This window comes from Gemmobacter sp. LW-1, assembly GCF_001303875.1.
Taxonomy (GTDB): domain Bacteria; phylum Pseudomonadota; class Alphaproteobacteria; order Rhodobacterales; family Rhodobacteraceae; genus Gemmobacter; species Gemmobacter caeni.
This window is the reverse complement of sequence record NZ_LJSC01000036.1, coordinates 83,327-100,733: the sequence shown is the minus strand read 5'-3', so window position 1 is coordinate 100,733 and position 17,407 is coordinate 83,327. Positions and strand designations below refer to the sequence as shown.

18 protein-coding genes and 1 tRNA gene are annotated in these 17,407 nt (G+C 63.6%); 9 read left to right on the top strand and 10 right to left on the bottom strand.

Annotated elements, in window-relative coordinates:
- From AO684_RS22205 to AO684_RS08780, 5 genes are all read right to left on the bottom strand, one after another.
- Positions 1–254: GcrA family cell cycle regulator (locus AO684_RS22205; RefSeq protein WP_304437865.1), on the bottom strand; the 254-nt coding region annotated here is incomplete at its 3' end.
- 107 nt (positions 255–361) lie between these two features.
- Positions 362–1,087: a proteasome-type protease gene (locus AO684_RS08795; protein ID WP_054302380.1), complete on the bottom strand. Its 726-nt coding sequence runs from the start codon at positions 1,085–1,087 to the stop codon at positions 362–364.
- A gap of 69 nt (positions 1,088–1,156) precedes the next feature.
- The gene (locus AO684_RS08790) at positions 1,157–1,981 is read right to left on the bottom strand and encodes a transglutaminase family protein (protein WP_054302379.1); all 825 of its coding nucleotides are present in this window, start codon (positions 1,979–1,981) and stop codon (positions 1,157–1,159) included.
- Entirely contained in the window at positions 1,981–2,931 is a 951-nt protein-coding gene (locus AO684_RS08785; RefSeq protein ID WP_054302378.1) for an alpha-E domain-containing protein, read from the bottom strand. Before AO684_RS08785 ends, AO684_RS08790 begins: the two co-directional genes overlap by 1 nt.
- A gap of 6 nt (positions 2,932–2,937) precedes the next feature.
- Positions 2,938–4,329, bottom strand: coding sequence for a circularly permuted type 2 ATP-grasp protein (locus AO684_RS08780; protein ID WP_054302382.1), 1,392 nt, complete (start codon positions 4,327–4,329; stop codon positions 2,938–2,940).
- A gap of 312 nt (positions 4,330–4,641) precedes the next feature.
- Here AO684_RS08780 and AO684_RS08775 point away from each other — a divergent pair, with 312 nt between their 5' ends.
- On the top strand, positions 4,642–6,468 hold the full coding sequence (locus AO684_RS08775; protein ID WP_054302377.1) for a M3 family oligoendopeptidase: 1,827 nt from the start codon (positions 4,642–4,644) through the stop codon (positions 6,466–6,468).
- 41 nt (positions 6,469–6,509) lie between these two features.
- Here the strand turns inward: AO684_RS08775 and AO684_RS08770 are convergent, their stop codons facing one another.
- Together AO684_RS08770 and AO684_RS08765 are read right to left on the bottom strand one after the other, a co-directional pair.
- Entirely contained in the window at positions 6,510–6,878 is a 369-nt protein-coding gene (locus AO684_RS08770) for a hypothetical protein (protein WP_054302376.1), read from the bottom strand.
- A 71-nt stretch (positions 6,879–6,949) separates the two neighbouring features.
- Positions 6,950–7,261: an ETC complex I subunit gene (locus AO684_RS08765; RefSeq protein ID WP_054302375.1), complete on the bottom strand. Its 312-nt coding sequence runs from the start codon at positions 7,259–7,261 to the stop codon at positions 6,950–6,952.
- Positions 7,262–7,609: 348 nt separating this feature from the next.
- Here AO684_RS08765 and uvrB point away from each other — a divergent pair, with 348 nt between their 5' ends.
- Complete coding sequence (gene uvrB, locus AO684_RS08760) at positions 7,610–9,787, top strand: excinuclease ABC subunit UvrB (RefSeq protein WP_054302374.1); 2,178 nt, start codon at positions 7,610–7,612, stop codon at positions 9,785–9,787.
- 45 nt (positions 9,788–9,832) lie between these two features.
- Here the strand turns inward: uvrB and AO684_RS08755 are convergent, their stop codons facing one another.
- The gene (locus AO684_RS08755; RefSeq protein WP_054302373.1) at positions 9,833–10,150 is read right to left on the bottom strand and encodes an antibiotic biosynthesis monooxygenase; all 318 of its coding nucleotides are present in this window, start codon (positions 10,148–10,150) and stop codon (positions 9,833–9,835) included.
- Positions 10,151–10,199: 49 nt separating this feature from the next.
- On the opposite strand from AO684_RS08755, the gene AO684_RS08750 reads away from it, so the two are divergent.
- On the top strand, positions 10,200–10,388 hold the full coding sequence (locus AO684_RS08750) for a hypothetical protein (RefSeq protein ID WP_054302372.1): 189 nt from the start codon (positions 10,200–10,202) through the stop codon (positions 10,386–10,388).
- On the opposite strand, the gene AO684_RS08745 is transcribed toward AO684_RS08750, so the two are convergent.
- Together AO684_RS08745 and AO684_RS08740 are read right to left on the bottom strand one after the other, a co-directional pair.
- Positions 10,363–10,665, bottom strand: a complete 303-nt coding sequence (locus tag AO684_RS08745) for a hypothetical protein (protein WP_054302371.1) — start codon at positions 10,663–10,665, stop codon at positions 10,363–10,365. The genes AO684_RS08750 and AO684_RS08745 overlap by 26 nt on opposite strands.
- A gap of 45 nt (positions 10,666–10,710) precedes the next feature.
- Positions 10,711–12,084 (bottom strand): aspartate aminotransferase family protein, encoded by a 1,374-nt coding sequence (locus AO684_RS08740; RefSeq protein WP_054302370.1) that lies wholly within the window; start codon positions 12,082–12,084, stop codon positions 10,711–10,713.
- A gap of 159 nt (positions 12,085–12,243) precedes the next feature.
- Between AO684_RS08740 and doeA the strand changes: the two genes are divergently transcribed.
- From doeA to pcaF, 6 genes are all read left to right on the top strand, one after another.
- Positions 12,244–13,425: an ectoine hydrolase DoeA gene (doeA, locus tag AO684_RS08735; RefSeq protein WP_054302369.1), complete on the top strand. Its 1,182-nt coding sequence runs from the start codon at positions 12,244–12,246 to the stop codon at positions 13,423–13,425.
- A 4-nt stretch (positions 13,426–13,429) separates the two neighbouring features.
- Positions 13,430–14,428 (top strand): N(2)-acetyl-L-2,4-diaminobutanoate deacetylase DoeB, encoded by a 999-nt coding sequence (gene doeB / locus AO684_RS08730; protein WP_054302368.1) that lies wholly within the window; start codon positions 13,430–13,432, stop codon positions 14,426–14,428.
- A 115-nt stretch (positions 14,429–14,543) separates the two neighbouring features.
- Positions 14,544–15,005 (top strand): GNAT family N-acetyltransferase, encoded by a 462-nt coding sequence (locus tag AO684_RS08725; protein WP_054302367.1) that lies wholly within the window; start codon positions 14,544–14,546, stop codon positions 15,003–15,005.
- Positions 15,006–15,056: 51 nt separating this feature from the next.
- Positions 15,057–15,133 (top strand) — tRNA-Arg (locus AO684_RS08720).
- Positions 15,134–15,163: 30 nt separating this feature from the next.
- Positions 15,164–16,012: a PaaX family transcriptional regulator C-terminal domain-containing protein gene (locus tag AO684_RS08715; RefSeq protein ID WP_054302366.1), complete on the top strand. Its 849-nt coding sequence runs from the start codon at positions 15,164–15,166 to the stop codon at positions 16,010–16,012.
- A 182-nt stretch (positions 16,013–16,194) separates the two neighbouring features.
- A complete protein-coding gene (gene pcaF, locus AO684_RS08710) occupies positions 16,195–17,400 on the top strand; it encodes a 3-oxoadipyl-CoA thiolase (RefSeq protein WP_054302365.1) in 1,206 nt (401 codons plus the stop codon).
- Positions 17,401–17,407: the final 7 nt, after the last annotated feature.

Below are 17,407 nucleotides of genomic sequence, written 5' to 3'. Positions count from 1 at the left end.
TCTGCCGCGCGCGGGGCCGGTTCGGGGGCCGGGCGCGGGGTTTCGACGCGCGGGGCCGGAGCCTCGACCGCGACCTCTTCCTCATCCTCTTTGCCGCCAGCGCCGCCGACACGGTTCGACAGGCCCAGACGGTGAACCTTGCCGATCACCGCGTTGCGGGTCACGCCGCCCAGCTCTTTGGCGATCTGGCTGGCGCTCTGGCCTTCAGACCACATCCTCTTGAGCGTCTCGACGCGCTCGTCAGTCCACGACATGCTGTTCTCCGGCTTGGGTCTCCCGCGGCACGGCCGGGCGCGGGGTCGGACGCTATTTTACCCTGCCACGCCGCAGATACAAGCCATGCAGATGAAGCGCGTCCGCCTCAGACCTCGATCTGGGTAAAGCCGTCGCGCAGGGCTCTGGACCAGGCCTCGCTCATGGCGCGGAACTGTTCGTCCCCGGCCTCGATCCGCCGCCGCATGCTTATCTGGCAGGCGTCACGCTCGATCACGCACATATCTAACGGCATACCGACCGAGAGGTTGGACCGCAGCGTGGAATCCATGCTCAGCAGTACCGCCTTCTGCGCGTCGGCCAGCGAGGTTTCAGGCCGCACCACCCGGTCAAGGATCGGTTTGCCGTATTTGTGCTCGCCGATCTGGAGGAAGGGGGTATCCTCGGTCGCCTCGATGAAGTTGCCCTCGGGATAGATGAGGAACAGCCGCATCACACCGCCGCGCCGCTGACCTGCGACAATCATCGAGGCAGAGGCGCTTTGGCGCATCGCATTCATCTTTTCGTCCACCTCGGTCCGGACGGAGGCCAGCATATTGCCGACGATCTCGGCCACCTTCAGCATGGTCGGCGCCTTCAGGATCGAGGTTTCGCCGTCGGCGTCGGGTTCTTCGATGGCTTCGCGCAAGCGGGCAATGGTGGTTTGCGTCACGCTGAGGCTGCCAGCAGTCATGATGGCGATGACACGCTCGCCCGGCTCTTCGAAAGTGAACATCTTGCGGTAGGTCGAGATATTGTCGAGTCCGGCGTTGGTCCGGGTGTCCGACAGCAGCACCATGCCTTCATTCAGCAGAAGGCCTACGCAATAGGTCATGTTCGTTTCCGTGAGTGGCGTTTGGCGCAACACTAGGGCCGCGCCCACGCGGGCGCAACCATCGCTTTGTTATTGCTGCTCCTGTTGCTGGCCCTGCGTGCAGACGGCGACCCGCACCGCCATGGTTTCAGCGCCGGGGCCGCGCGCGATGCCGCGGATCGGCGCCGCATCCTGTGCGTCGAAGCCGGAGGCAAGCCGGATGTAGCGTTCATCCGGGCAGCAGGCATTGGCCGGATCGAAACCGACCCATCCCAGACCGGGCAACCAGATTTCGGCCCAGGCATGGGCGGCCTCTTGCGCCTTGCCCCCGGCATCCGCGAACAGGTAGCCCGAGACATAGCGCGCGGGCATCCCCCGGTGCCGTGCAATGGCGATCAGGGCATGGGCGTGATCCTGACAGACGCCTTCGCCCAGACCCAGTGCTTCGGCGGCTGTGGTATGCGCCTCGGTCACGCCGGGGCGATAGGCAATCGCCTCTGCCACGGCAGCGGAAAGGCGGTGCGCGGCCTCCAGCGGGCCGTCGGCACCTTCCGCCGCCTCTGACAGATCGACCAGCGCGGTATCGACGCGGGTGGGCAGGGTGTCGCGCAGATAGACTTCGGGGCGCACCGTCTCGCGATGGCCACGCAGAACCCCGGCAAGGTCGCGGGTATCGACCGTGCCGGTGACCTGCACCAGAATTTCACTGACCGGGCCGATGACGGACCAGGCGCTGATCCGGTCGCCCGCGCCGTCGCGGAAGCTACCGCCCTGAAGTCCGTCGCTGACGGTAACCTTCCAGTCCAGTACCGTCTGCCCTTCGAACACCGAAGGCGTCAGGCGATGGCTTTGCACCACACCGCGCACGGGCGCGGCATAGCGATAACAGGTGACATGATCGACGGTCAGACGCATCAGCGCAGATCCCCGCTCAGATAAGATTCATGGATGGCAGTGCCCAGTTCGGCGGAATCGCGGATGAACCGCGACAGAAACTCGTGCAGCCCCTCGTCGAAAATCGCCTCGACATTGGTGGTTTCCAGCTCGTTCAGCATGGCGGTGGCCTTGCCCTGTGCAGGCATGGTGCGGCCATAGGCCTTGGCCAGCCGCGTCAGGTGGTTGCCTACCCCGGAAACACAGGTGATGAGCGAGCGTGGGCTTTGCGGATTCAGGATCAGGAAATCCGCGATCTTGGCCGCCGTCACCTCGCCGCCATAGGCCCAGTGGAAGGCGCGATGCGCCCCCATGGCCCGCAGAAGCGTCGTCCATTGATAATTGTCGAGCCCGGACCCCACGAATTCGATGCGTGGCAGCAGGACGTAATATTTCACATCCAGCATCCGGGCGGTGTTGTCGCCGCGTTCCAGATAGTAGCCGATATTCAGGAAGTTGTAGCCGTCATTGCGCAGCAGCGTCGCGTCGATGGCGCCGCGCACCATGGCGGTGTGGCGCATCACCCATTCGGTCAGGCGGCTGAGTTCCAGCTCGCTGCGCGGGGTGCGTTCCAGTTGCCGCAACTCCTGAAAGGCGGTGTTCAGCGCGTCCCAGACCTGGCTGGTCAGCGCTGTGCGCACGATGCGGCCGTTTTCCCGCGCCGCCGTGATGCAGCTTGCCACCGAGGAGGGGTTGTCGCGGTCGAAGAACAACCAGCTTTCAAGGTTGCGCTGTACCGGGTCACCGTATTTGTGGGAAAACCCGTTGGCCGTGCCCGAGGATTGCAGCAGGCTGTCCCATTCGTTGCGATAGCCATGGGTGGAGGGCATCAGCGTGATGCGCGATCCCACTTCCAGCAACCGCGCCGCAATGTCGGCGCGTTCCATATAGCGGGCGATCCAGTAGAGGTTGTCTGCGGTTCTGCTCAGCATCAATGATTACTCCGCCAGCACCCAGGTATCCTTGACCCCGCCGCCCTGCGACGAGTTCACCACAAGGCTGCCGTCTTTCAGAGCCACGCGGGTCAGCGCGCCGGGCACGAGGTCGATGCTTTCGCCGACCAGGCAATAGGGCCGCAGGTCCACATGGCGTGGTGCGATGCCTTCGGCCACGAAAGTCGGCGTCGTGGACAGCGCAAGCGTCGGCTGAGCGATATAATTGTCGGGATCGTCGAGAATCTTCAGCCGGAAGGCCTCGACCTCGGCCTTGGTGGATTTCGGCCCGACCAGCATGCCGTAACCGCCTGAGCCATGCACCTCTTTCACGACCAGTTCGGGCAGGTTGTCGAGCACATATTTCAGATCATCCGATTTGCCGCATTGCCAGGTCGGCACGTTGTTCAGGATCGGCTCTTCCCCCAGATAGAAACGCACCATTTCGGGCACGAAAGTATAGACAGCCTTGTCATCCGCCACGCCCGCACCGGGTGCGGAACAGATCGCCACCCCGCCGGAGCGGTAGACATCCATCAGCCCCGGCACGCCCAGCATGGAATCCGGGCGGAAGCACAGCGGGTCGATGAAGGCATCGTCAATCCGGCGATAGATCACATCCACCTTCTTCGGGCCTTCGGTGGTGCGCATCCAGACAAATTCGCCCTCTACGAACAGATCCTGCCCTTCCACCAGTTCGACCCCCATCAGATCGGCGAGGAAGCTGTGTTCGTAATAGGCGCTGTTGAAATGGCCGGGGGTCAGCAGAACCACGCGCGGCTCGCCCGTGCATTTCGCGGGCGCGACCGAGGCGAGTGTACGGCGCAGCCTTTCGCTGTAGCTGTCGACCGGCTGGATGCGGTTCTCGCGGAACAGATCGGGGAACATCCGCATCATGATTTCGCGGTTTTCCAGCATGTAGCTGACACCCGAGGGCGTGCGGCAGTTGTCTTCCAGCACAAAAAACTCGTCCGGCCCGGTGCGCACGAGGTCGATGCCGACGATGTGGCTATAAACTCCCTTGGGCGGCACGAAGCCGACGACGGCCTTTTCGTAAGCCTCGTTTTCATACACCAGACGCGCCGGGATGCGCCCGGCCTTCACGATCTCGCCCCGGCCATAGACATCGGCCAGAAACATGTTCAGCGCCCGCGCGCGCTGCTTGATGCCGCGTTCCAGCCGGGTCCATTCCGGGGCGGTGAACACGCGGGGAAACATGTCGAACGGGATCAGCCGATCCGGGTCGCCGCCCTCGCCATAGACCGCGAACGTGATGCCGATGCGGCGAAACAACGTTTCAGCCTCGGCCTGCTTCATCTGCCTGAGCTCGGCCGGCATATGCCGCATCCAGTCTTCCAGCCGCGCATAAGGCGCGCGCACTGCGCCGTTATCATACATTTCGTTGAAATAGGTCGTCACTGAAGCGCCCCCGATCTTGCTGATTTCAGTTAAGCGTCGCCCCGGCGGACATGAAAGCGGCGGTGACGGTTTTCGCGGCAAAAAGGCCCGAAACCTGCCGGGAACAGGGTCATTCGCCTAATATTTGAGCAAATTCTGGTGAATTGCAGGAGCCAAAGCCTTTCGGATGGCCGAATCCGGGCGAAAATTCCCTATCGCGTGCATCAGATTTGCATGGCCCGGAAGGGCCTGAGGCTTGCGCTTGGTCCCTTCGGGAACCTAGATGGGAACAAACATGCTTGAGGTTCCTCCATGACACTTCCGCTTCCTTCGCCGGTTTTCGATGCCAATGCCGCCGGGGGCGGGCTGGGCAATCTGCCCGAATGGGATCTGACCGATCTTTACCCCGCGCCGGATGCGCCCGAAGTTGCGCGCGACATGGCCTGGCTGGAAAAAGCCTGTGCCGATTTCGCGGCGGCCTATGAAGGCAAGCTGGCGGACCTCGATGCTGCCGGGTTGCTGGCCTGCGTGCAGGAATACGAGGCAATCGACGTGATCGCCGGGCGCCTGATGTCTTACGCCGGGCTGCGCTATTACCAGAACACCATGGACAGCGAGCGCGCCAAGTTCATGGCCGATGCGCAGGACCGTGTCACCACCTTCACCACGCCGCTGGTGTTCTTCAGCCTGGAGTTCAACCGTCTGGAAGATGCGGCGCTGGACCGGCTGCTGGCCGCCAATGCCGATCTGGCCCGCTACAAGCCGGTGTTCGACCGGATGCGCGCCATGCGCCCGCACCAGCTTTCGGACGAGTTGGAGCGCTTCCTGCATGACGAAAGCGTCGTCGGCGCCTCGGCCTGGAACAAGCTGTTCGACGAGACGATGGCAGGCCTGATGTTCAAGGTCGCGGGCGAGGAGGAGGAGCTGAACCTCGAAGCCACGCTGAACCTGCTGACCGATACCGACCGCGCGAAACGCGAGGCTGCGGCGCGGTCGCTGGCCGAAGTCTTTGATCGCCATATCAAGCTGTTTGCGCGGGTGCACAACACGCTGGCCAAGGAAAAGGAAATCCATGATCGTTGGCGCAAGATGCCCAGCCCGCAGCATGGCCGCCATCTGTCGAACCATGTGGAACCCGAGGTGGTGCAGGCTTTGCGGGATGCCGTGGTTGCCGCCTATCCCAAGCTCAGCCATCGCTACTATGCGCTGAAGGCGAAATGGCTGGGTCTCGACCGGCTGCAAGTCTGGGACCGCAACGCGCCGCTGCCCATCGAACAGCCGAAAACCGTGGACTGGGATACCGCACGCAAGACGGTTTCCGATGCCTATGCCGCCTTCTCGCCGCGTCTGGCCGAACTGGCCGAGCCGTTCTTCACGCAGGGCTGGATCGACGCAGGTGTGAAGCCCGGCAAGGCCCCCGGTGCCTTCGCGCATCCGACCGTGACGACGGTGCATCCCTATGTGATGCTGAACTATCTTGGCAAACCGCGCGACGTCATGACGCTGGCGCATGAGCTTGGCCATGGCGTCCATCAGCGGCTGGCGGCGGCACAGGGGGAACTGCTGTCCTCGACCCCGCTGACGCTGGCCGAAACCGCCAGTGTGTTTGGCGAGATGCTGACCTTCCGCAAGCTCCTGGACGGCGCCAGAACCCCGGCCGAGCGCAAGACCTTGCTGGCGGGCAAGGTCGAGGACATGATCAACACGGTGGTGCGTCAGATCGCCTTCTATGATTTCGAATGCAAGCTGCATGCGGCGCGGGCGGAAGGGGAACTGACCCCCGACGACATCAATGCCCTGTGGATGAGCGTGCAGGCCGAAAGTCTTGGCCCGGCCTTCGATTTCATGGATGGGTATGAGACCTTCTGGGCCTATATCCCGCATTTCGTGCATTCGCCGTTCTACGTCTATGCCTATGCCTTCGGTGACGGGTTGGTGAACGCGCTTTACGCGGCCTATGCCGATGGTCTGCCGGAGTTCCAGGAGAAGTATTTCGATCTGCTGAAGGCGGGCGGCTCGAAGCACCACAAGGAACTGCTGGCGCCCTTCGGGCTGGATCTGTCCGATCCCGGTTTCTGGCAGAAGGGGCTCGACATGATCGCGGGCTTCATTGACGAGCTTGAGGCGATGGAAGCCTGATCCTGAACCGGCCCTTCGGGGCCGGTTTTCATTTGTGGTCGTCAGAAATGTGCTTTGGGCTCATCGGGTTTGCCCGCCGCCACAGCGAGCAAGCCGCCGACAAGGCAGAAGCCGATCGGGAACATGGTGAAGACGCCAAAGCCGAAGGCCAGATAGATCAGACCCGCCGACAACAGCATCAGAATACCACCCCAGAGCGCGCGCGCCCGCGCCATGGCGCCGCCTGCAATGGCCAGCAACGGGGCGAGGAAACTCGCAAGCCGGATAGTCTGCGCATTCTCGAACTGGCCGAACATCCGCCCGACTTCGGCGTGATTCTGAACGACCTCGGTATAGCCGAAGCTGAAAAAGCCCACGATCATGGCGAAGATGCCGCCAATCAATCCCAATACCAGAGCGGCGTTGCGCATGGCCTGTCCTTTGCTTCGGTCCGGGAAATCACATGGGACCAGCGGTGCGCCCGGTCAAGGGCACGGCAGGGTCAGTGCGTCCAGGCGCTGCGACGGTTGGTGGCGAAATTCTCGCCATAGCCCAGCGGGCGCACGTTGGGTTTACGCTTGTGGGTTTCCAGCACTTCGAACTCGATCCCGTTGTCACGGGCGTAATCTTCCGCAGCTTCGCGGCTGTCGAAGCGCAGCTTGACCTGGGTGGTGGTATCGGTGGTCGAAGTCCAGCCCATCAGCGGATCGACCTCGCGCGCGCTGGCCTGTGCAAATTCCAGCACCCAGCCCTTTGTCTTGGCGGTGCCCGATTGCATGGCGTTGCGGGCGGGCTGGTAGATGCGTGCGCGCATGGGAAGCTCCTTGCAGATCTGCCTTCTTATTGGCGAAAACCGCAGGTTAGGCAAGGGCCGCCGCAGCGAAATCCGCCGCCTGAGCAAGGTCTGTCGGCTGGTCTGGGAGTGTGGTTGGGGTGTGGGGTGCGACCAGCCGACAGTGCGTTGCTTGCCCCGTTACGATGCGGCATTCTGCAAAGCTTCACAACCAAAAGCTGAAATCGATGCAATCAATTTTCTGTAAAATTGATCCGTCCATCTTCAGACTCTGGCAATCAGGGTTAACACTGTCTGAAAGGCAGCAGGTATTCGCCCCTTGAACCGGAACAAAAACGGATCATCTTGAGGGCAAGCCAAGGAATCGCCATGCCGCACAACAATACCAACGCCCCGACCGAACGGCCCGAGGTGCTGACCCGTCCCAAGCTTGAAGGCGGGCGTCGCTTCGTCATGCATTCGCCCTTCCAGCCCGCAGGCGACCAGCCGACGGCTATCGCGGAACTGGTGGGGGGCGTGCAGGCGGGGGAGCATGATCAGGTTCTGCTGGGCGCCACCGGCACCGGCAAGACCTTCACAATGGCCAAGATCATCGAGGAAACCCAGCGTCCCGCCATCATCCTTGCGCCCAACAAGACGCTGGCTGCGCAATTATATGGCGAGTTCAAGGGCTTCTTCCCCGAAAACGCCGTCGAGTATTTCGTCAGCTATTACGATTACTACCAGCCCGAAGCCTATGTGCCGCGGTCGGACACCTATATCGAGAAGGAAAGCCAGATCAACGAACAGATTGACCGGATGCGCCACTCGGCCACCCGGGCGCTTCTGGAACGCGACGATGTGATCATCGTGGCCTCGGTCAGTTGCATCTACGGTATCGGCTCGGTCGAAACCTATTCGGCCATGACGCAGGACCTGGTCGTCGGGCAGATGTATGAACAGCGGCAGGTGATTGCCGAACTGGTGGCCCAACAATACCGGCGCAACGATTCGGGCTTCCAGCGCGGCAGTTTCCGGGTGCGGGGCGACAGTCTGGAAGTCTGGCCCGCCCACCTTGAGGATCGGGCCTGGCGGTTTTCTTTCTTCGGGCCGGAACTGGAAAGCATCGTCGAATTCGACCCGCTGACCGGCGCGAAGACCGATGTGTTCAAGCAGATCCGTATTTACGCCAACAGCCACTACGTCACGCCGCGCCCGACCATGCAGCAGGCGATCAAGGGTATCAGGCTGGAGCTGAAGCAGCGGCTGGAACAATTGGTGGGGGAGGGCAAGCTGCTGGAGGCGCAGCGGCTGGAGCAGCGCTGCAATTTCGATCTGGAAATGCTGGAGGCGACCGGCGTCTGCAACGGGATCGAGAACTATTCACGCTATCTGACAGGTCGCGCGCCGGGTGAGCCGCCGCCGACGCTGTTTGAATTCATCCCCGACAATGCCATTGTTTTCGCCGATGAATCCCACGTTTCCGTGCCCCAGATCGGCGGCATGTATCGCGGTGACTATCGGCGCAAGTTCACGCTGGCGGAACACGGCTTCCGGTTGCCTTCCTGCATGGACAACCGGCCGCTGAAGTTCGAGGAATGGGACGCGATGCGCCCGCAGTCGATCTTCGTTTCGGCCACCCCGGCGGCGTGGGAGATGGAGCAGGCCGGCGGCGTCTTCGCCGAACAGGTGATCCGCCCGACCGGCCTTCTGGACCCGGTGGTAGAGATCCGCCCGGTGGAAATGCAGGTCGATGACCTGCTGGACGAGATCCGCCGCGTCGCGGCGCAGGGGCTGCGGGTTCTGGTCACCACGCTGACCAAGCGCATGGCCGAAGACCTGACCGAATATTTCCACGAACAGGGCATTCGCATCCGCTATATGCACTCGGACATCGACACGATTGAACGCATTGAAATCCTGCGGGATTTACGTCTGGGGGCCTTTGACGTGCTGGTGGGCATCAACCTGCTGCGCGAGGGGCTGGATATCCCCGAATGTGGGTTGGTTGCCATTCTGGATGCGGACAAGGAAGGGTTCCTACGGTCGGAAACCTCGCTGATCCAGACCATCGGGCGGGCGGCGCGGAATGCCGAGGGTCGGGTGATCATGTATGCTGACCGGATCACCGGCAGCATGGAACGCGCACTCGCCGAAACCAATCGGCGGCGCGAAAAGCAGATGGCCTATAACGAGGCGCATGGCATCACGCCGCAGACGGTGAAGAAAAACGTCGAGGATGTGCTGGCGGGTCTGTGGCAGGGCGATACCGATCAGGCGCGCATCACGACCAGGGTGGACAAGCCCATGGTCGGGCAGAACCTCGCGGCGCATCTGGAAGCGCTGCGGGTGCAGATGCGCAAGGCCGCCGAGAACCTCGAATTCGAGGAGGCCGCGCGCCTTCGGGACGAGGTCAAGCGTCTGGAGGCCGTGGAGCTTGCCGTTGCGGACGATCCTCTGGCCCGGCAGGAAGCCGTGGAAGAGGCCGTCGATGCAGCGGTGAAGCAAAGCGGACGGTCCACCGCCGGGCGGGCGGGGCAGCGCGGCGGCAACAAGCGGCGGCGCTGAACCGGCGTCAGCGGACGGGCAGGGCCCGCCCGCCGGGTTGCGGCGTTAAAGAACAGCCGCCACTTCGTACATCACCGGCTCGAAACTGCGGCAGAGCGTGGCGATAACCTTGTTGCGCTGGCGCATCTCGGGGCTGCGCAGCATGGCCTGATAGTCCTCGCGCCGCTGCCATTGCGAATAGTTGCAGATCCGGGTCTGCGCATCATTCATATGCAGGCCCGCCGCGATGAAACCGGGTTGCTTGCTGATGAATTCGCGATAGGCGTCTTCCAGCGCCTCCATCAGGTCATGGGCGGTGCCGGGGCTGAGTTCGAATGTGGTGATGACGGTCTGGCCTTGAAAGGCGGTGCGGATGTCTGGCATGGTTGGCTCCTCCTGCCCAGGCAGCCTAACAGAAAAAGCCAGAGGAAACATGCGCCTCATCGACGCCGACCATCCGATGTTCGCCCGGCCCGTGGTACGCTGGCTGACGGCGGTGCTGCCGCTGATCTGGGCGGGGCTGGAACTGGCGGCGGGGAATACCGGCTGGGCAGTCATGTTCGGTCTGGCGGGCGCGGTTGCGGTCTACGAACTGATCATCGTCGGCCCTTCGGGCAAGTGACGCGGGCGCGCATCTCGCCGCTGTCACCCCGCACGGTCGAAGGCAGCACGTCGCAGCCGGTGAGCCACGGAACCACGGCGATCATGGTCGCCCGGATGTTCGCATGTTCCCCTGGCGCGACCCAGCCTTCGCGGATGACCTCCACCTGATTGGCCTTTCGGTAGACGGTGTAGCGATGGCCGTCGACAACGGTTTCATGCCGTGCGCCGCCGAACATCAGCGGCGCGGGCTGGGCGCCGCAACCGGCGCAGAGCAGGAGCAAAAGCAGGATTCGCATCCTGCCACCTTGCGCGCCGATTGGTTGACGAATGCCTAACGCAGGTTAGCCGAGCACGGATTTCACCGCATCAGCGGCGGCGGCGATCACCGTATCGGCCTCGGCCTCCGTCAGGCAGAGCGGCGGGGCGAAACCAAGAATATCCCCCTGCGGCATGGCGCGGCCGATCACGCCACGATCCAGCAGCGCGGCGGCAATGGCGGGACCGACCTTGCGTGCGGGATCAAAGAAGCGACGGTCGTCGCGGTCTTCGACAAATTCCACTGCCGCCATCAGTCCGGCGCCGCGCACTTCACCGACATGAGCATGCCCGGCCAGCGCATTGGCCAGCCCCCTGCGGAAATGCGCGCCGATTGTGCCGGCGTTCTGCACCAGACTCAGATCGTCGATCAGCCGCAGGTTCGCCACCCCGGCGGCGGCACAGATCGGATGCGCGGAATAGGTCCAGCCGTGGCCCATCGGCCCGAAGTCATCCGATCCCTGCACCAGCACCTGCCACAGCCGATCCGACACGATGGACCCCGACAGCGGCGCATAGGCCGAGGTCAGCCCCTTGGCGATGGTGATGAGGTCCGGCTCCATCCCGTAATGGGTCGACCCGAACATGGTGCCGAGGCGCCCGAAGCCCGTCACCACCTCATCCGCCACCAGCAGGATGTCGTATTTCTTCAGCACGGCCTGAATCGCGGCCCAATAGCCCTCTGGTGGGGGCACAATGCCGCCGGTGCCAAGGATCGGCTCGCCGATGAAGGCGGCGATGGTGTCGGGGCCTTCGGAAAGGATCAACTCTTCCAGCTTTGCCGCGCAATGGGCGCTGAACTGCGCCTCGGTCATCGAGCGATCCTCGCGGCGGAAGAAATAAGGTGCCTCGGTATGCAGGACGGGCGCGCGCGGCAGGTCGAAATGCGCGTGGAACAGCGAAAGGCCGGTCAGGCTGCCGGTCATCACGCCCGAGCCGTGATAGCCGCGCCAGCGCGAGATGATCTTCTTCTTCTCGGGGCGGCCGAGGATATTGTTGTAATACCAGATCAGCTTGATGTTCGTTTCATTCGCGTCCGACCCGGAGAGACCGAAATAGACCCGGCTCATATGGGCAGGCGCGCGTTCGATGATCATGCGGGCCAGGGTGATGCTGGCCTCGGTGCCGTGCCCGACATAGGCGTGGTAATATGCGAGCTCGCGGGCCTGTTCGGCAATCGCTTCAGCGATCTCGGTCCGGCCATATCCCACGTTCACGCAGTACAGCCCGGCAAAGGCGTCTAGGCTGCGCTTACCCGCGGTATCGGTTATATGGCAACCCTCGCCCCCGGCGATGACCCGGCGCGCGCTTTCGCCCCGCGCATGCATGCCCATATGGGTGGAGGGGTGAAAGAAATGGTCGCGGTCCCAGGCATTCAGCTCGTTGTCGTGGTCGGCCATGTCGGTCCTTTCCCTGCGCTTTGCCCCAAGGCTAGACCAAGGCGCCCTGCCGATCCAGCCGCAAGGCCAGGCGCTTGATAATGTCTCCCGGCAAGCTAACCTGCATCGGCGTGACGCGCTGCCAGAGCGGGAATGCGTCGCAGAAGCGGAGGCGTGGAAATGTCGGATGTCATCCTGAAGTTCAGCCGCGAGGAATATGCCGCCCGCCTGGAAAAGACCCGGCGTGCGATGGAGGCGAAAGGGGTCGATCTGCTGATCGTCACCGATCCCAGCAATATGAACTGGCTGACCGGCTATGACGGCTGGTCGTTCTATGTCCATCAATGTGTCGTGGTGCTGCCGCAGGGCGAGCCGGTCTGGTATGGCCGGGGGCAGGATGCCAATGGCGCGCGGCTGACCGCCTATCTGCGCCCCGACAACATCATCGGTTATCCCGATCATTATGTGCAGTCGACCGAACGGCACCCGATGGATCTGCTGTCGCAGATCCTGACCGACCGGGGCCACGGGAAGGCGCGGATCGGGGTCGAGATGGACAATTACTGGTTCACAGCCGCGGCCTTCGCCAGCCTGACAAAGCATCTGCCGAATGCACGGTTCAGCGATTGCACCGCGCTGGTGAACTGGCAACGCGCCTGCAAGAGCCCGCAGGAAATCGCCTATATGCGCACAGCCGCGCGGATCGTGGAAAAGATGCACGAGCGCATTCTGGAAAAGGTCGAGCCGGGGATGCGCAAATGCGATCTGGTGGCCGAAATCCAGGATGCAGGTCTTCGAGGCGTGGAAGGGGCGGGCGGCGATTATCCTGCGATCGTGCCGCTGCTGCCCTCGGGGCGCGACGCCTCGGCGCCGCATCTGACCTGGGATGACCGGCCGATGCTGCGTGGCATGGGCACTTTCTTTGAAATCGCGGGCTGCTATCACCGCTATCATGTGCCGCTGTCGCGCACCGTGTTTCTGGGCAAGCCGACCCAGGCGTTTCTGGAGGCAGAGAAGGCGACGCTGGAAGGGATGGAGGCTGGCCTTGCCGCCGCGAAACCCGGCAATACCTGCGAGGATATCGCGCGCGGCTTCTTCGGCGTGCTGGCGAAATACGGCATCGTGAAGGACAACCGCACCGGCTATGGCATCGGCGTCAGCTATCCGCCGGACTGGGGCGAACGCACCATGAGCCTGCGGCCCGGCGACCGGACGGAACTGCAACCCGGCATGACCTTCCATTTCATGACCGGCCTCTGGCTGGAAGACATGGGATTGGAAATCACCGAATCCATCCTGATCACCGAAACCGGGGTCGAATGTCTGGCCAATGTGCCGCGCCAGCTTTTCGTGAAGGATTGAGCCGATGTCACAGCTTCCTCCGTCGCCGGTCACCGCAACGGTGGATTTCGATGCACAGGGCGTCAGTCATGGCTTCCTGCGGCTGCCCTACAGCCGCGACGATGCTGCCTGGGGCTCGGTGATGATCCCGCTGACGGTGGTGAACAACGGCAGCGGGCCCACAGTGCTGCTGACCGGCGCGAACCACGGGGACGAATACGAGGGGCCGATTGCCTTGTTCGATCTGGCGGCAACGGTGCAGGCCGGGGAGGTCAGCGGGCGGCTGATCATCATTCCGGCGATGAACTACCCGGCCTTTCTGGCGGGAACCCGTACCTCGCCCATTGACAGAGGCAATCTGAACCGCAGCTTTCCCGGCCGCCCCGATGGCACGGTGACCCAGAAAATCGCCGACTACTTTCAACGGGTGCTGCTGCCGGTGGCGGATGTGGTGCTGGATTTCCATTCGGGCGGCAAGACACTGGATTTCCTGCCCTATTGTGCAGCGCATGTTCTGCCCGACAAGGCGGTCGAGGCGCGCGCCTTCGATCTGGTCCGGGCCTTCGGGGCACCCTGGTCGTGCCGGATGCTCGAAATCGACGCGGTCGGCATGTATGACACCGCCGCCGAGGAAATGGGCAAGGTCTTCGTCACCACCGAACTGGGCGGCGGCGGTTCGGCATCGGCGCGGACGGCGGCTATCGCGAAGGAGGGGCTGCGCAACCTGCTGGTCGCCGCCGGGGTGATGCAGGGCGAGGTCGTGCCACGCCCGACCCGCTGGCTCGACATGCCCGATGCCGATTGCTTCACCTTTGCCGAGGATGGCGGGTTGATCACATTTCTGGCCGATCTGGGTGATCGGGTCACGGCCGGGCAGCCCATCGCGCAGATATATCCGACCGGCCGGACCGGGCTTGCGCCGGTGACGGTGACGGCACGCCGGGCGGGCCTGTTCATGGCGCGGCATTTTCCGGGCCTTGTGAAGCCGGGCGATTGCGTGGCTGTGGTCGCGGTTGAAGTGTAACCCTGCCTCCTGTTTCCGCCGCGGCGCGGGTGCTTTACGCTGGCAAACGGCGCTCCTATAGTCCGCGCATCTTCCGCGTAAAGCGGTGAAAATAACGACTGAACGGATGTGCCAGATGCTGACCATCGCGCGGGAAAACCCGACCGGAGCCGACCTTTCGCTGCTGTTTGAACGGCATACCGCCGATATGCATGCGGATACCCCGCCGGAGAGCATTCATATGATGGATGCCTCGGAACTGGATATTCCCGAAGTGTTTTTCTTCGTGATGCGCGATGCGGGCGTGCCGGTGGCGATGGGCGCCTTCAAGCGGATCGACGACAGCCATGCCGAGATCAAGTCGATGCATGTGCTCATTGAACGTCGGGGCGGCGGGCTGTCGCGGCGTCTGCTGGATCATCTGGTGGCCGAGGCGCAGGCGGCGGGGTTCACCCGGCTCAGCCTCGAAACCGGCGTGCAGGATATGTTCGGCCCGGCGCGCGGGTTGTATGAACGCGCAGGCTTCGTGCAATGCCCGCCGTTTGAGGGCTATTGGGATGACCCGAACAGCTATTTCATGACGCGGAGCCTTGCCTAACCGCGATCTGCGCGGCAAAAGGGGCGGGCGCGGGCTCGTCCCGCATTCTCCGGTCCCGTAGCTCAACCGGATAGAGCAAGCGCCTTCTAAGCGCTAGGTTGTGGGTTCGAGTCCTACCGGGATCGCCAGTTTCTCAGGCCATTTCAGGCGGGCAGGCTATGGCCGAAACACTCATCACGACCCTGCGGGACGGGCTGGCGCTCCGGGCGCCCGCAATGATCGTCACGATCTATGGTGATGTGGTGGTGCCGCGCGGGGGGGTGCTGTGGATGGGCACCCTCATCGAGATCGGCGCCGCGCTGGGCTTCAGTGAAACGCTGGTGCGCACGGCGGTGTCGCGGCTGGTGGCCGCCGGGCAACTGGCAGGCGAGCGGGAAGGGCGGCGCAGTTTCTACCGGCTGGCCGAGAATGCCCGACAGGAATTTTCGGCGGCGGCGCGTCTGCTTTATGGCAAGCCCGCCCGCGCGACCGGCTGGCAGATTCATCATGCGCCGGGTCTGACGGAGGAGGCGGCGCGGCGCGGCGCGCTGGCACGCATGGCGGGGGATCTGTGGTTGCGACCCGATCATCCGGGTTTTGCCGCGCCGGGATTGTGCTTTCGCAGCGAGCCTCTGACGGGGATCGCGCTTTTGCCCGAATATGTCGCCGGACTGTGGCCGCTGGACCGTCATGCGACCGCCTATCGCGCCATGATCGCGCAATTCTCGCCGCTGGGGGACCGGCTTGCCTCCGGCCTGCCGGTTTCAGCAGAGACGGCGCTGGTGGCGCGGCTGCTGTTGGTTCATGCCTATCGAGGCGCTTTGCTGCGCGATCCGCGTCTGCCCGAGGCCGCTTTGCCTGACGACTGGCCCGGCGAGGCGGCGCGGACCCTGTTTGCACAGCTTTATCGCACGCTGTCGCCCGCCGCCGATTCGTATATCGGCACCCGGTTCGAGGGCGGCGCAGGCCTTTTGCCTGCCCGAACCGCCGAAACGCAGGCGCGCCTGCTGGCATTGTCCGAGGACTGATCCCGCCAAACCCTTGTCAAAGCGCCGTTTCCCGGCCGACGGCAGGCTGTCAATCAAAACATCACGATGAATCCAATAAATCGCTTAACAGTGTGATGCTTTCGCGCTATACGTTGACCGAGCGGTTGGTGAATTGGGAGACGCACCAGCTTCATCCGATACATGCGAGGGGGAACAGGCCCATGACGGAAGCCTTCATCTGCGACGCGGTACGCACGCCCATCGGGCGATATGGCGGGGCGCTGGCCTCGGTGCGGGCCGATGACCTTGCCGCGCTGCCCCTGAAAGCGTTGATGGAGCGGAACCCCGGTGTGGATTGGTCGGCGGTCGATGACCTGATCTATGGCTGCGCCAATCAGGCGGGCGAGGACAATCGCAATGTGGGCCGCATGGCGGTGTTGCTCGCGGGTATGCCCATCGGCGTGCCGGGCACCACGGTCAACCGGCTTTGCGGTTCTGGCATGGATGCGGTCGGCATGGCCGCCCGCGCCATCAAGGCGGGCGATTGCGATTTCGTGCTGGCCGGCGGCGTCGAAAGCATGAGCCGCGCGCCCTTCGTGATGCCCAAGGCCGAAAGCGCCTTTTCGCGCTCGAATGCGGTCTATGACACGACGATCGGCTGGCGCTTCGTCAACCCCTTGATGAAAAAGCTGTTCGGTGTGGACAGCATGCCGCAGACCGCCGATAACGTGGCCGCCGATTTCGCTGTCAGCCGCGCCGATCAGGATGCCTTCGCCGCCCGGTCGCAGGCCCGTTGGGCCGCCGCGCAAGAGGCCGGGATCTTCGCTGATGAAATCGTGCCGGTCACCATTCCGCAGCGCAAGGGTGACGCGATCATCGTTGCCACCGATGAACACCCGCGCCCCGGCACCACCGCCGAGGCGCTGGCGAAGCTGAAGGGCGTGAACGGCCCGGATCTCAGCGTCACCGCTGGCAATGCCTCGGGCGTGAATGACGGCGCGGCGGCGCTGGCGATCCTGTCGGAACAGGCGGCGCGCGCGCAGGGCCTGACGCCCAGGGCCCGCATCGTCGCCATGGCGGCGGCGGGGGTTGAGCCGCGCATTATGGGCATCGGCCCGGCGCCCGCAGCGAAAAAGGTGCTGGCCCGCGCGGGGCTGACCATCGACCAGATGGATGTGATAGAATTGAACGAGGCTTTCGCCAGTCAGGCACTGGCGACGCTGCGTGACCTTGGCCTGCCGGATGATGCGGCGCATGTGAACCCCAATGGCGGGGCCATCGCGCTGGGGCATCCGCTGGGCATGTCAGGGGCGCGGCTGGTGACGACCGCGATGTATCAGCTTCACCGCACCGGCGGGCGCTATGCGCTTTGCACCATGTGCATCGGGGTGGGGCAGGGCATCGCCATCATTATCGAACGCGTCTGAACAGGGA